This is a genomic window from Massilicoli timonensis (genome assembly GCF_900199515.1).
Lineage (GTDB): Bacteria > Bacillota_I > Bacilli_A > Erysipelotrichales > Erysipelotrichaceae > Massilicoli > Massilicoli timonensis.
On record NZ_LT963434.1, the window covers coordinates 1,337,609 to 1,352,263 of the forward strand.

Sequence of the window (14,655 nt, forward strand, 5' to 3'; positions counted from 1 at the left end):
TAAAAGCGAAACAAGGCAACTTGTCCCAACTGATAAAAGAAGCATAAACACGTCTTTTTCTTCCTGATTATCAGGAAATGATTGTTTTCAGCAGTGATGGTTTATTGGCTTTTAGCGTAAAAAGTATATTTTATGAGATAGAGAAGCCTCAATAAGGGCATAATACTAAGGAAAAACACCGATAATAGCCGAAAAGTGATAAAATGATGTAAGTTTTGTTACCGTTTTTTGTATTTTTATGTTAAACTTATTCGGGACTGAAGAAAAAGAGGGATTAGAAATGAAACTTGTAATCAGAAGGATGAAGCCGGAGGACGCGGCGGATATTCAGGCATTAAACACACAGCTCGGCTATTCTTATCCGGCGGATAAGATTGCGGCACGCATCAATTTTCTGCTTTATTCCAGCAGTGATGTCATGCTGGCGGCAGAAGCGGATGGAACGGTAATCGCTTATGCGCACGCAACGCGCTATGAAACGCTTTATGCGGATAAAATGGCGAATATCTTAGCATTTGTCATAAAAGAGGGAATCGAAGAAAGTGAAGCGATCTCTCAGCAGCTTTATGATGAATTTGAAAAGCAGATCCGTTCTTTCGGATTCATGGGCATGCGTATGATCGCCGATACTTCCCGCATCATCACAAGGGAGTTCTTCGTAAAAAACGGATTCGACTCTAAACGCGACTTAAAGCATTTTATCAAATGGTTTTAGCCACAAACAAAAAATAGGGGGATTTGATCAACTGTATGAATTTTCATGCAGTTTTTTTTAGGATTATTTCATAAAGGCACACATATCAGATACAGGTGATGCTATGTTAGAGTTAAAAAATATCAGTAAATACTATGATCAGCACAAAGGGATCGCGCACTTATCCGTCAAGGTCAAAAAAGGCAGTGTGCTGGCATTTTTAGGGAGCAACGGCAGCGGTAAAACAACGACCTTCCGCATTTTGCTGGGACTGTTAAAACCAAGCGAAGGCACGATCCTCTATCATAAAAGAGCGATCCGCGAGTATCCCAGCACGCTCATGGGCTATATGCCGGAGGAACGCAGCCTGCTGCGCGATCTGAAAGTCTTTGAACAGATACGCTATCTGGCACGGTTAAAAGGGATGGAAGATGCATTGATCGAAGTGAGGATGCGCAAATGGCTGGAAGGACTTGGCATCACCCATTATCGCAACCGCAGGATCGCCGAGCTTTCCAAGGGCAATCAGCAGAAAGTACAGTTGATCTGCGCATTGATCCACGATCCGGAAATCATCATTTTCGATGAACCTTTGAACGGTTTGGATCTGGAAAATGTGCAGCTGTTTCAGGCGCTGATCACTTATTTGAAAAAGCAGCAGAAGATCATTTTGATCTCCTCCCATCAATATGAAAGTGTGGAGCCATACTGCGACAGCGTGCTTTATCTCTATCATGGTGATGTGATCTTTCAAGGTGATCTTTTGCGCTTAAAGCAACAACGACAAGGGCGCATCATGCAGTTCCCTAAGCAATGCGGACGCAACTGGCTGGATCAAAAAGGCGTACTGGATGTACATGAAGAAAACGGCTATACGACATTGCGTGTCGATCATGAACGCACAGCTGCCATGATCATGAAAGAGCTGATGCGTGATGATATTTACGAAATACAAGTCAGTCTGCCTTCTTTGCGGGAGCTGATTCGAGGGTATATGGATGAAAGAGCTCATTAAATTTTCTCTGCGGCGCCGTTTTTTCAATAAGACGCAGATCTTCATCAATTTGATCTTGTTTACTGCCTGCGCGCTTTTGTTATTTGCGGACCATTTGATCACTTGTTTTATGCCAAGCATGCTGAACTCGATCAATATTCATACGGTGGCGATGCCGCAGTCGATGGTACAGGAGCTAAATGAAACAAAACAGTCGTTTTTCTATTTTCAGCCGACTTCACGATCACTAAACAAGGCGAAAAAGCAATATGAATATGTGCTCTTTTATGACGGTGAATTTACTTTGCACAGTGAATATCCGCTTGATGAAATGAAAATCGTGGCTTTGGAAAGTTTGTTAGAACAGTATCGACAGACACAGATCTTAAAAGAAAACAAGGAATCAGCGGCTTTGATTGCGTATGCGCAACCGCTTGTGCTGCATCAAAAAACAACGGCACAAAAACAGGAAGAGCGGGCAGGTATCGTCTTTATGGTCGTTACCGGCATCTATTTCATGATGCTTTCTTTTGCGACAACCGTTGCCAATGAGGTCGTCTATGAAAAAGCGACGAAAACACTGGAGCTGATCTTGACCAGCGTCAGTGCGCGAACGCATTTTTTAAGCAAGCTGCTGAGCGGCTGGCTGACCGTGCTGTTACAGTGTGCGATCAGTGGCGGCTGTTTGCTTTTTTGGACCTTGATCAGATGGCAGATCGACAACGGAAGCGGCTTGTTGAAAGCTGCGAAAAGCTTGCAGATTTTGTCGATCAAAGAAGCGACTTTTTCACAGGTACTCGCACATATCGATCTATCTTTCGATTTTTTGCTTCTGCTGCTTGGCATCGCTTTCTTTTTACTGGCAGGCATGCTGCTCATTCAAATGCTTTTGGTCGTTATTTCCAGCTTCATCTCCAGCATTGAGGCAGCAGCGGCGATCCAAGCGCCTTTCTATATGATCTTGATTGCTGTTTATTATCTGACTTTATCGCTTAACGATCCCCAGCACATGTCGCAGGGCATCGGCTATTATTTGTCGTTTCTGCCGTTTTTATCCATGCTGATGATGCCATGTCGCTTTTTGATGACAGTCGTAACCGTACCGGAGTTTCTGCTGGCGGCTTTTTTGGCAATCGCTTCGCTTACGGCGGTTTTGCATTATGGCGGTGCGATCTATCAGCGCGGCGTGCTCGACTATTCTAATAAAGGCTTTTTACAAATCATGAAAGCAATATGTAAACGATCCTAGTGCAGCAGACCTTGTCTGTTTTAGACAAACAAAAAGATCCTTGTTCAGACATGATCACAAAAGATCATATTCATGAAAAGGATCTGCTTTATCATCCGGCTTTTTGATTTGTTCCTTTTTTCAGTTGAGCAAGAGAAGCTGTGCGTTTTGTCCGCTTTAATTTCTTTAGATTGCCTGCCAGTACCTGTTCATACTGACTATTGGTCTGCGGGGTATAGAAGCTTGCATCCTTTAACGGATCCGGTAAATACTGGATCTGATCCCACAAATCGCTGCGCCCATAGTCATAGCGTTCATTTTCGGCTAAAGTAACCGGCGTATAATGCAGATATGGCGGCATTTGCAGACCATATTGATGCAGCGCCTGCATCGCTTTGTCGATTGCGGCTTCTGCCGATTTTGATTTCGGTGACAGACATAGATCGATCACTGCCTGACTTAAAGGGATCCTGCCTTCCGGGAAGCCTACTCGTTTAGCCGCATCGATCGCGTTCACACAGCGCGCAACGGCAGCGGGATTGCCTAGTCCGACATCCTCATAGGCACATACCAGCAGTCTTCTTTCGATCGCATCCATATCCTGTGCTTCGATCATTGCCGCTAAATAATAAAGCGCCGCATCGACGTCACTGCCGCGTATGCTTTTTTGAAATGCACTCAGTACGTTATAGTAGCCATCTCCGTTTTTATCCAGCAGTCTTTGTCCTTTCTGCAGATACAGATCAAGCGCTGCTTCTTCAATGATGCCATTTTCACACCCATATGCGCAAAGTTCCAGTACATTCATCGCCTGCCGCAGATCACCGCCGCATTTGATTGCAATCTGTGAAAGCAGCGCGTCGTCCGCCTCAACCAGATGATTCAATCCTTTCTCACTTTCTAATGCGCGCCGCAGTGCTGTTACACAATCCGCAGTGCTGAGCGCGTAAAATTCAAAGATATGGCAGCGAGAGCGGATTGCCGGATTGATCGCATGATAAGGATTGGCAGTCGTTGCGCCGATCATGGTAATCATCCCTTTTTCAACATAAGGAAGCAATAGATCCTGCTTATCCTTATTTAAGCGATGTACCTCATCAATGATCACGACCAGCCCCGGATAAAGCTTTGCTTCCTCAAACAGACGATCCAGATCTTTTTTGTTGCCGCTGACCGCATTAAACATACGGTATGGCAGACCGACCGACTGTGCCAGTACGGTTGCCATCGTTGTCTTCCCGGTGCCCGGAGGACCATAGAAGATCATCGAAAACAAGCGTTTTGCTTCCACACATCGACGCAAAACTTTTCCCGGTGCGATCAAATGTTTTTGTCCGACGATCTCATCCGGCGTTTGCGGACGCATCCGATAAGCAAGTGGTTCCATGACATCGCCTCCTTATCGCCCATTTTATCACATTCCATTTCATTAAGACAGAAAAAGATGCTCGACCAGGATCTTCAAACCGATCACGATCAGTACGATCCCACCGAAAATCTGTGCATATTTTTCAATATAGCTGCCTAGCCACTTCCCTAAAAACACTGCAATAAAACTCAAAAGGAAGGTGGTGATCCCGATCATCGCAACCGCGCTCCAAATGGAGTCCAGCTTTAAGAAGGCAAAGCTGATCCCGATCGCCAATGCATCGATACTGGTGGCGATCGCTAAGATGATCACCTGTTTCAAATACAGTGGTTCACAAACCGTTTCTTCTTCCGCCTTTGCTTCTCGCATCATATTGATACCGATGCCGGCCAATAAGAGAAAGGCGATCCAATGATCGATCGAAGCGATCAAATCAGAAAAATAAATACCGGCGAAATAACCGATCGTCGGCATCATCGCCTGAAATAAGCCGAAAAAGAATGCCAGGTAAAGAGCGGTCGTAATCGTCTTACCGCCACGTGTGCACATGCCTTTTGCCACTGCAACGGCAAACGCATCCATGGACAGTCCAATCCCGATCATAAGCACTGAAAGCAATGTCATATCCTATCCTCCTGTAAAAAAAGACTCACGCACAAAAAACTGTGCATAAGTCTTGTCGTTTAACTATTAAGCCAGACCTCGCGGTCAGTCTGTTGGCTTAATTACTCACTTGTGAGCCAACTACTCCCTTAGTGCTTCCTTATTCTACCATGAACGATCAAAAATTACAATTACTGTTTTCCCTAGAAACCGAACTCTTCATCGCTGTACCAGTAGTCTTCGAAACTTTCCTCATCTTCATAGAAAGCATCGCTGCCATCACTTTCCACATAAGTTCCCGATTCTAAATAAGTATCCAGATCTTCCGGAAATTCGATTGCTTCCAACTGATTGACATCTTTCATCTTCAGCGTCAGTTCTACAACGACTTCCTGCTCATCCTGTACTGCATCTGCCTGCATGGAAAACGATGTCAGCATTCCTTTGTCATCGATCTGAAAAGTAAATTCCATCGTATTATAATGCGGCGCGCTTCCAGATGATGTTTCGTCATATGTCTTTTCGATCGTTGCATTGATCACATCCACATCAAACACCATGTGGATCTCATTATCGTCAATGGTCGCTTCTTCCAGCATGGCTTTGATTTCTTTGTCATCGATCATCGTTTCCGGATCAATGCCGATATTAAAGGAGCTGAGGCTTTCCTCTACATCCAGCGGCTGTTTCATATTTTCTCCCATTGCGCTCATATACAAGTAATCCTCTTTGATATACAAGCTCATAAAATCATCGACTGAAATGCCGGACACTGACATAGATGCATTCATGCGCAGCTGCAGCGGTCCGTCATTGATAAATCCGCCGTTGATGGCAAATTTCACTTTTTGTCCGTCTGCTTTCGCATTGACTTCCAATTCATAATCCGCAGACCGATAATCCATGATCTTCGTCAGTGCATTTTTATAAGCATCGATCGCTTCCTGCTGAATTTCTTTTTTGCTTCCACATGCACCGATTACAAAGAGCATACAAAATGTTACAAAAAACATCGTGATCTTTTTCATCGTCATTCCTCCTATCCGCTCTTGATTTAATTACATTCTATCACATAATGTTTTGATACTCAATTCCCTTTCTTGCGGCTATTTTATCCTATGTAGTGTTTTTCTTTTGGCATCAAAAAACTCTTTCTTTCGTGAAAGAGCCTTGTTTATTTTTTCAGTTTTTTCAATAGCCGCAGACACTTGGAAGAAACATCGTACAGCTTCGGATACGGCAATAAGTCAAATTCACCGATCCGTTCGTTGATGACCGGATAAAAATTGCCTTTGAATTGTAGCAGGTTGTCTTGCAGCGTACCATCCACGCCGCCCATATTACAGATCTTCGCTCCCTTGGCAAAACATTGCCTGATCGCTTCCAGCCACACCTTATAAGGCGCCATATAGCGCTTAAAACGCTCATCCATTCCGGCATACAGAATCTCACTGCCACTTCCGTACACCACTGCCAAAACACCGCAAAGATAAGCAGTTTCCTGTTCTTTTGCCAAGTCTTTCAACTCATCATGATTACGCTTCAGCGACGCCCGCTTTTCTTCTAAAGTAAAGCGTTTCTTCGGTTTATCCCGGCACTGCGCAAGCTGCTCTTCCACACTTTCCAACTCTGCACAGATCGCGTCAAACTGTTTGCGCAGCGGGATCTTGCCAAACATGAGGAATGCCTTTTCCCCATATGTTTCCAAGATTCTTTGATAATAACTTGCATCGCGCAGGGCGACTTCTTTTCGCTTGCTGGTCATCTGCATCAATTCGTTAAACTGTTCTAGTTTTTCCAGATGCGCGATTTCGATCTCCACTTCTTTTTTATCTGCGATCGCCAACATTTTCGCAAAGTGTTTGCCGGTCAAGATCTTCTCCAGATCCTCCTCATGCACCTCCGCCTGAAAACGCGGCTGTGCCGTTTCCTTCATATCGATGTTCTCTCCATGATAGACAGCGCCGGCTTGTCGGAAGGCCTGTACCAGCATTTCTCCCTGCTTAGAAACGATCCGTTCTTCACCGATGTGATAGCCTGCCAAAGTAACATTCGGATCAAACTTTACGATGAGCGCATGACGTCCTTTCGCCCACTTACCGATTGCTTTTAGGAAGGATACGCTCATTTCTAGGTTTTCAAAATCGACGATTGGTCCTCTTGGCACATACATCGCCTGAAGGCCAAAAGGCAAGTGCTTGATCAATACCATCGCAGCCCCTACCAATTCATGATCCTTCTCATATCCCAAGAAGACATGATCCCAATTATTTTTGACCTGCGCCCATCCGGCTGACTGAAGCAGACTGCCATAAGGGTGCTGTTCCACAAAGGCATCGTACTGTTTTTTATCTAAATCCGTAATCAGTTTATACATGGTTATCCTTCTTTCGATCAATGTGCGCTCACACATCCGTTCTCCGTCATCAAAGCGATCTTTTCATGCTTTTTGCACATCGCTGTTTACTAACAACATTATAAACAGCTTGTCTGAAATGTCAATATATGGCTGCCAGTCGTTTCTCTTTCAGGGATAGTTTCCCCAAAACAAATGTCTTTACTCCCCTTTATCTGTAATTGACATAAAAAAGCAAGAATGCATCATCATTCCTGCTTTTGCTTGCTATTTCGGTGCTTTCCCTATTTGATGATGGCAGGAAGCCACGCTTCATCGCCGTCAACTTCCAAAAGCTTTGCGACCGTCGCAGCCACATTTGCCAAACCGAATTCTCCTTCGGCAATCTCCACATCGGCGCCATAAATAATGAAAGGCACTTTATTCAGTGTATGCGATGTTTTTGCCTTCAAGGCTGCTCCTTCTTTCTTAGGCTTTTCATACATTTCATCCGCATTGCCATGGTCCGCGGTTACGATCAAGATACCGTTTACTTCATCTACCGCTTTCATGACCCGCTTCAGATTCAGATCCACACTTTCCACACCGATGATCGTCGCTTCATAATCACCAGTATGTCCCACCATATCCCCGTTTGGATAATTGGTGCGCAGGAAATCATATTTTCCTGATTTGATCGCTTCTACCAAAGCATCGGTGATCTCTGCCGATTTCATCCAAGGACGCTGTTCAAACGGTACGACATCTGATTTGATTTCTACATATTCTTCCAAGGCTTCATCGAACTTGCCGGAACGATTACCATTCCAGAAGTACGTAACATGACCATATTTCTGCGTTTCACTGATCGCATACTGGCGAATGCCCTGTTTTACTAACGCTTCAGACAATGTATGCTTAATTTTCGGCGGCAGAGCCAAATACTGATGCGGGATATTCAGATCCGCGTCATACTGCAACATGCCGGCAAACTGCACCTTTGGACGGCGCACCCGATCAAAGTGGGTAAACTCCTCTTCATCAAAGGCACGGCAGATTTCCTGTGCACGATCCCCTCTGAAGTTAAAGAGAATCACACTGTCGCCATCTTCGATCGTTCCTGCCGGTTTTCCATCTTTCACGATCACAAATGCCGGCATATCCTGGTCTACGACGCCGCTTTCTGCACGATAGGTTTCGATCGCTTCTTTCGCGCTCGCAAATGTTCGTCCCTCGCCTAATACATGCGTATGCCATCCGGCTTCCACCATCGGCCAGTTTGCCTCATAGCGATCCATCGTAATTTTCATACGTCCGCCGCCGCTGGCAATACATGCTTGGAACGAATCATCATTTAATTCCGCCATAAACTTTTCAATGCGTTCTACATAAAGCAAAGCGCTTGTTTCCGGCACATCACGTCCATCCAACAAAGCATGGATCCGCACTTCTTTTACACCTTCTGCCTTTGCCTGTTTGATCAACGCTTCCAGGTGCTCGATATGAGAGTGCACATTTCCATCCGATAACAGACCGATAAAATGCAAAGTGCCCTTTTCTTTACAATAAGACACTAGATTTTTCCATGTTTCCGATTCAAAAATATCACCGGAAGCGATCGATTCATTTACCAGCTTCGCTCCCTGCGAATAGATCTGTCCGCACCCTAAGGCATTATGCCCTACTTCGCTGTTTCCCATATCGCCGTTGCTCGGCAATCCGACCGCCAAACCATGTGCCGCGATCGCTGTATGAGGACAAGTGCTTAATAATTCATCTAATGTCGGTGTATAAGCATTCAAAACTGCATTTCCCAGTTTATTTTCACTGATGCCGACACCATCCATTACTACTAATACAACAGGTCTTTTGCTCATTTTGTGATTTCCTCCTAATTCTACTTTATTAGTATAGCGCAATTTTCACTCAGAAACAACGAAAAGACCGTTTATTTCACCCTCATTACAGCTTTCTTCTCCTGATAAAGCCTGATTTCACATCATTTTTCTTTATGGCTTTTTTTCAGCCGTTCTTTTGCCTGTGCAACGCTTTCTCCTTCCTTTTTCAAATAGCGTTCCACAAACGCATCTTCTATATTGTTGTATTTTTCTACAACGGTTTTCTCAATCTTTTCATATGCATTGACTGCTTTCTCTGCGATATTCGCATTGACTTCCACTAATTTTGATCTTGTCATCGTTTCATCTCCTCTTTTTTCTTTCTAAATAATATTTGGAACCCGATCCCCATGACAAACAGACAAACCACCGCTGCGGTAATATCATCCACGATCCAGCCGTTTTCCCACTCACCAAAAGAAGCGATCATCGAACGCTGTAGTGTAAACACCGAAGCTGCTGCTTCTGCAAGGCTGATATTTTTTAATAACTCCATGCTCACAGAACGCTTTTTTCGCCGGTGCAGTGCCCTCCAAATCGCAAAACCGATCTTAACAAATACAAAAGTAGCGATGGTAATCATCATGATCGTATCATATTTGACCGCAATATCATGTGACAAACTAATAGCAATGACGCCCATTAAAGCAACGCTTAATAAAAGCAACAAAACACCACTGATCTTTTCGATAAACTGCTTTTGACAAATAAAGTACTGCCTATCATGTCGATCAGCATATAAGACACATACTCGCATAACAGACAAAATCAGATAATAAGCACAAAGTGCAAGAAACCATATAGATGACTGCATTATGCCCAATACCCCATGATAGCCCGCATAAAGAAGGTGCAGGCATAATACGCCTTTTACCGATACTTTTTGATAGCGGTGCCGCCAACCATTTATAAATCTTTTTTCGTTCATAATCAGGTTATGATAGGATAACCTTCACTTACGCTTCCTTTTTGATTCCCACTAGGAATACGATCATCCCCAGCAAAACAAAGATGCCGATCACGCCAAGCAAAATTCCCGCCACCAGCTCTTCCCAAAGCATACTAAAGCACATGCCTGCTCCAAACGTCAATGTACCGCAAATCCCGATACAAGCGGCCCCAATCTGCTTCAAAGAAATGCGAATCGTTTTTTTATATTCCATTTTTCTGTAAATGAGCCAAGTGATCAATAAAAGCGCCATACCCAAACAACCGAGAAAAATGCCAAGCGGCATTACCTGCCACTGCGAGATAAGCGCCATACACATTCCCAGCGAGAATAACAACATTCCCGTAGTTCCAAACATCATTACGAACAAGCTGCTTTTTTTCATCTTATTTAACCTCCGATCACATCATTAAAACAACACTTGTTGTTTTAATATAAAGACAGTATAATATATTCAACAGATAAAACAATCATCAATTAACTGCCATTTGTTGAGATAAAGGAGTTTTTATGAATAAAGCGAACAATCGAAGAAAAAGAGCGTCTATTGAGAAAATCGAACATGTTTTTATCGAACTGTTACAGACAAAAGCATTAAATCAGATCAGTGTTTCCGATATCTGTAAAAAGGCGGAACTGAATCGTACCACCTTTTATGCCAACTATACGGATATTTACGCTCTGGCTGATTCTATCCGCATAAAACTGGAAAATAATTTGAATGATCTATATCAAGATGAGATTACCGTCGGCTTTAACAGCAACGATTATTTAAGGCTTTTTCATCATATTAAAGAAAACCGGCTGCTGTACCTTGCGTATTTCAAACTCGATTACGATAATCAGTTCCGTGTTTTTCACTATGACACCCATCTTGCCGAAATACATTTTCACAATCGTTTCATTGAGTATCGCATAGAATTTTTCAGAAGCGGTATTACTAAAATCATAAAAATGTGGTTACAAAACGGCTGTAAAGAAAGTCCGGAAGATATGTTTGAAATCATTAAAAGCGAGTATCGTGGGCGCATGGACTTTTTTTGTTAGAAGGATGCGATATCCTGTTACAACTTTGCGAACACCGCAACATGCCTTCATCCGGTTGGTTTGTCTGATCTTATTGATACTATGAAAAACATATATAAAAGCAGAGCTTGCCCATACGCTTGCTCTGCTTTCTCTTTGTCTTTTTCTTTAATCAAATTATCACAACATTAAATATTATCAATGTCAGTAGAAATGATCTCTGAAGTATTGATGTCGATCTCAAATGAATACTCTTTGTTATTGTAGTAGAAGTCGATATCATATACATTTCTGCCATCATCATATTCCTGTTTGATGCGTACATTGGTAATACTGTTGCCGTCAACGCCGAAATGCGCCACTGCCTTTGCCAACGCTTCATCCTGTGTCAATCCCTGCGTCTGTGTCTGCTGCTCACCTGTTTGGGTCTGATCACCGTTGCCGGTCGTCTGATTTCCACTATTTCCCTGTGGGGTGCTTGGCGCCTGATAATTCTTTGTTTCTTTTTCCGCAATCGTACCGTCATCGTCTATTTCATAATCGTACGATTTTGTATCCGTATGAAATTCAAAACCGAAACTATCGTCGTCGATTGTCTCAGAAGTAAACGTAACTTCTTCTTCGCTCAGCCCGGCATCCTTCAAGGCAATGCTGCGAGCTTCTTCCGATGTGATCTTTTTACCGCATCCTGCCAAGATCAATGAGATTCCCACACCACTCAAAACGAATAATTTTCCTGCTTTCATAGCAAACCTCCTCATTTGTTATTTGTTATCCTTATCTTATCAAAGTATTTCTTAATTCGCAAGTTATATGTTACTAACTTTATATTATTTTTTCCTATTTCCTGCAAGATATGCACAAATCGCTTGCTTGATTTTTCTTTCCTCATAATCTGTATGGAAAAACTTACTTGTTTTCCTGATAAGAAAAGACCTGTCTCTTTTGAAACAAGTCTTTTTCTTTTATTCCCAAATCGTATGAAAAACACCTTTTCGATCATTACGCTCATATGTGTGCGCGCCGAAATAATCACGCTGCGCCTGTAACAATGCGGTCGTAGAATCCGCACAACGGATCGCATCATAATAAGACAAAGCGCTCATCATAAGCGGTATGCTGATGCCGTTTTGCACTGCATAGGCAACGACATTGCGCGCTGATGCTTCATAGCTTTGCACCTTTTCTTGGATCGGTTTTGCCAAAAGCAAATGTTCCAGATCCGGCTGTTCATCATAAATATGCGCAAGCGTTTTTAGGAAAGCGCTTTTGATGATACAACCCTCCTGCCAGATCGTCGCCAGTGTGTGAAAACAGATGCCATACTCGTTCTTTTCATTGATTCTCTGCATAAAAGCAAAGCCTTGGGCATAAATCATGATCTTCATGAAATAAAGCGCTTCTTCCAGTTCTTTGATGAATGTGTCGTAAGGGTTTGCCTGTTGCTTTTTTTCATAATGCGCAGCCAGTTCATTGCGCAAATTTTTTTGTTCTGACAAGAAGCGGGAAGAAACTGCCTGTTCAATCGACGGCACTGCGATCCCTTCTTCGATCGCCGTCTGTACGACCCACTTGCCGGTGCCCTTTTGCTTGGCGACATCTAAGATGTGATGAATCAGAAAAGTGCCGTCCCACTCTTGATAACGCAATATCGAAGCAGTGATTTCCATCAGGTAAGAGGAAAGCATGCCTGATTGATAATGCGCGAATATCGAGGCGATCTGCTCTGTATCATCTGCATAGGCAAAGCGCACCAAGGCATAGGCATCTGCCAGCAGCTGCATATCCGCATACTCGATGCCGTTATGCACCATCTTGACAAAATGCCCGCAGCCTTTTATGCCGATGTAATGACAGCAGGAACTGCCATCGCTATTATGAGCGGCAATCGTCTCCAGCACTTCCGCTGCGTTTTGATAAGCGCTTCGATTCCCCGAAGGCATGATGCTAGGACCAAGGAGCGCACCTCTTTCGCCTCCGGAAACCCCTGCCGAAATGAAATGGATTCCCTTCTGTTCCAGTTCCTGCTGCCTTTTTTCACTGTCGAGATAAAACGAATTGCCGCAGTCGATGATACAATCTTCTTGCTGCAAGTACGGCAAAAGCGATGCGATCACTTCATCGACCGCTTTCCCCGCCGTTACCATTAAAATGATCACACGCGGTTTTGCCAGACTGTTCACAAATGCCTCCAAGCTTTCACAAGCCATGACCCCGTCTTTGTTTTCGGCAAACTGTATCGCTTTTTGCACTTCGATATTATAAACGCTCAAAGAAAAGCCATGACGATAAATATTTTCCGCAAGCGAGGTTCCCATCACCCCTAAGCCATATAAACCGACCTTATTCATTTTTCAATCGTTCCTTTAGCTCCGCCTGCGCCTGCTCCACTAATTCCGGATGTAAAAACAGTTCTCCTGCGGTTCTTGCCATTGCTTTGCTGCCGACCTCGATGCAGCGATAGCCCGCTTCACTGATCGCCAGTTCACGAAACTGGTCCGTATGCCCGGATATTTTATGATCGCGAAAGATCGTGACATATAAATTGCAGATCGGGATATGGCGAGAAACATTGCCCAGATCTTCTCCGCCCAGATCATACGGCATGCCATCCATGACCGGCTCCTTGAGCTTTGCCAGTTCTCCTTTGCAGACATCGGCCAGGATCTGATTCGGGATCCTGCCCGCATAACCGTCCTGCTCCTTGATCTCACAGGTGCAGCCGGTTGCCATCGCACTGCCTTTCGCCGCATTTCGGATCTTTTCATTGACCTTATGCAGATCTTTTAAGCTCAGTGAATTGCTGTTGCATAGTACTTTTGTATAAGCGGGAATCTGACCGGTGCTGATGCCGCCGTTGGCGATCATGCAGCTGTAATTGGTATTGTTTTTGATCTGTTTTCCGTTTAGCCCCATTGCCGTTACAAATAATGTCGCCGCATCCAAGGCATTGATGCCATCCTCTGCGTGTGATTGCGCATGTGCGCTCTTGCCGAAAAACTCTATTTGAAATTCAGTGGAAGAAACACATTCGCCGGCAATACGGGTCGTTGCCGAGGTCGGGTGCAGCAGGAATACTGCATCAATATCCGCAAATACACCATTTTCTAACATGATGATCTTGCCGCCGCCATCTTCTTCCGCAGGTGTGCCGATCACATGGATCGTACCGCATAAATCGGCATCCTGTACCATCTTCTGTAAAGCGATGGCAGCACCCAGACCAGAGCAGGCAATCAGATTATGCCCGCACGCATGTCCCAGCTTTGGCAGCGCATCATATTCCAATAAGATCGCGATCTGCTTTCCTCCCAATCGATGCGTATAAGTGGCATGAAACGCTGTTTCCAAACCGCCGGATCCACGTTCTATCGCAAAGCCTTCTTTTTCCAAAAAAGCACTCAGGCAGCGCATCGCCTCATATTCATGAAACGCCAGCTCCGGGTGTCCATGCAGGAACGCCGATATTTCCCAAAGCTCCTCCATGCGCGCCTCTACATAGCGATCACACGCTTCTTTTATCTTTTCAAAGTCCATAAAACCACCTTCTATCATCTCA

At 44.1% G+C, this 14,655-nt stretch carries 15 protein-coding genes; 4 read left to right on the forward strand and 11 right to left on the reverse strand.

From position 1 onward, the window contains the following. Positions 1-280 precede the first annotated feature (280 nt). The 3 genes from C1712_RS08650 to C1712_RS08660 all read left to right on the forward strand — a co-directional run bounded on the left by C1712_RS08650 (position 281) and on the right by C1712_RS08660 (position 2,937). Complete coding sequence (locus tag C1712_RS08650) at positions 281-715, forward strand: GNAT family N-acetyltransferase (protein WP_102268459.1); 435 nt, start codon at positions 281-283, stop codon at positions 713-715. Between the two features lie 103 nt (positions 716-818). Next, positions 819-1,709, forward strand: coding sequence for an ABC transporter ATP-binding protein (locus tag C1712_RS08655; RefSeq protein ID WP_102268460.1), 891 nt, complete (start codon positions 819-821; stop codon positions 1,707-1,709). Continuing rightward, complete coding sequence (locus C1712_RS08660; protein WP_102268462.1) at positions 1,693-2,937, forward strand: ABC transporter permease; 1,245 nt, start codon at positions 1,693-1,695, stop codon at positions 2,935-2,937. Before C1712_RS08655 ends, C1712_RS08660 begins: the two co-directional genes overlap by 17 nt. A gap of 91 nt (positions 2,938-3,028) precedes the next feature. On the opposite strand, the gene C1712_RS08665 is transcribed toward C1712_RS08660, so the two are convergent. The 8 genes from C1712_RS08665 to C1712_RS08700 all read right to left on the reverse strand — a co-directional run bounded on the left by C1712_RS08665 (position 3,029) and on the right by C1712_RS08700 (position 10,455). Continuing rightward, positions 3,029-4,303 carry a replication-associated recombination protein A gene (locus C1712_RS08665; RefSeq protein WP_102268463.1) on the reverse strand — a complete coding sequence of 425 codons (1,275 nt, stop codon included), beginning with the start codon at positions 4,301-4,303 and terminating at the stop codon, positions 3,029-3,031. A gap of 42 nt (positions 4,304-4,345) precedes the next feature. Then, on the reverse strand, positions 4,346-4,909 hold the full coding sequence (locus C1712_RS08670) for a manganese efflux pump MntP (RefSeq protein WP_102268465.1): 564 nt from the start codon (positions 4,907-4,909) through the stop codon (positions 4,346-4,348). A 182-nt stretch (positions 4,910-5,091) separates the two neighbouring features. Beyond that, positions 5,092-5,916 (reverse strand): hypothetical protein, encoded by an 825-nt coding sequence (locus C1712_RS08675; protein WP_102268466.1) that lies wholly within the window; start codon positions 5,914-5,916, stop codon positions 5,092-5,094. 146 nt (positions 5,917-6,062) lie between these two features. After that, positions 6,063-7,265 (reverse strand): peptidoglycan bridge formation glycyltransferase FemA/FemB family protein, encoded by a 1,203-nt coding sequence (locus C1712_RS08680; RefSeq protein WP_180963107.1) that lies wholly within the window; start codon positions 7,263-7,265, stop codon positions 6,063-6,065. 263 nt (positions 7,266-7,528) lie between these two features. Continuing rightward, complete coding sequence (gene gpmI, locus C1712_RS08685; RefSeq protein WP_102268469.1) at positions 7,529-9,100, reverse strand: 2,3-bisphosphoglycerate-independent phosphoglycerate mutase; 1,572 nt, start codon at positions 9,098-9,100, stop codon at positions 7,529-7,531. Between the two features lie 122 nt (positions 9,101-9,222). Beyond that, the gene (locus C1712_RS08690) at positions 9,223-9,420 is read right to left on the reverse strand and encodes a hypothetical protein (protein ID WP_102268471.1); all 198 of its coding nucleotides are present in this window, start codon (positions 9,418-9,420) and stop codon (positions 9,223-9,225) included. Next, positions 9,417-10,049: a hypothetical protein gene (locus tag C1712_RS08695; RefSeq protein WP_102268473.1), complete on the reverse strand. Its 633-nt coding sequence runs from the start codon at positions 10,047-10,049 to the stop codon at positions 9,417-9,419. The genes C1712_RS08690 and C1712_RS08695 overlap by 4 nt, the downstream gene beginning before the upstream one ends. A 28-nt stretch (positions 10,050-10,077) precedes the next feature. Further along, positions 10,078-10,455 (reverse strand): hypothetical protein, encoded by a 378-nt coding sequence (locus C1712_RS08700; RefSeq protein ID WP_102268475.1) that lies wholly within the window; start codon positions 10,453-10,455, stop codon positions 10,078-10,080. A gap of 125 nt (positions 10,456-10,580) precedes the next feature. On the opposite strand from C1712_RS08700, the gene C1712_RS08705 reads away from it, so the two are divergent. Beyond that, positions 10,581-11,117: a TetR/AcrR family transcriptional regulator gene (locus C1712_RS08705; protein ID WP_102268477.1), complete on the forward strand. Its 537-nt coding sequence runs from the start codon at positions 10,581-10,583 to the stop codon at positions 11,115-11,117. Positions 11,118-11,284: 167 nt separating this feature from the next. On the opposite strand, the gene C1712_RS08710 is transcribed toward C1712_RS08705, so the two are convergent. From C1712_RS08710 to C1712_RS08725, 3 genes are all read right to left on the reverse strand, one after another. After that, positions 11,285-11,842 (reverse strand): PepSY domain-containing protein, encoded by a 558-nt coding sequence (locus C1712_RS08710; RefSeq protein WP_178199925.1) that lies wholly within the window; start codon positions 11,840-11,842, stop codon positions 11,285-11,287. Positions 11,843-12,061: 219 nt separating this feature from the next. After that, positions 12,062-13,447, reverse strand: a complete 1,386-nt coding sequence (gene gndA / locus C1712_RS08720; protein ID WP_102268482.1) for an NADP-dependent phosphogluconate dehydrogenase — start codon at positions 13,445-13,447, stop codon at positions 12,062-12,064. Beyond that, complete coding sequence (locus tag C1712_RS08725; protein ID WP_245858110.1) at positions 13,440-14,651, reverse strand: M20 family metallopeptidase; 1,212 nt, start codon at positions 14,649-14,651, stop codon at positions 13,440-13,442. Before C1712_RS08725 ends, gndA begins: the two co-directional genes overlap by 8 nt. Positions 14,652-14,655: the final 4 nt, after the last annotated feature.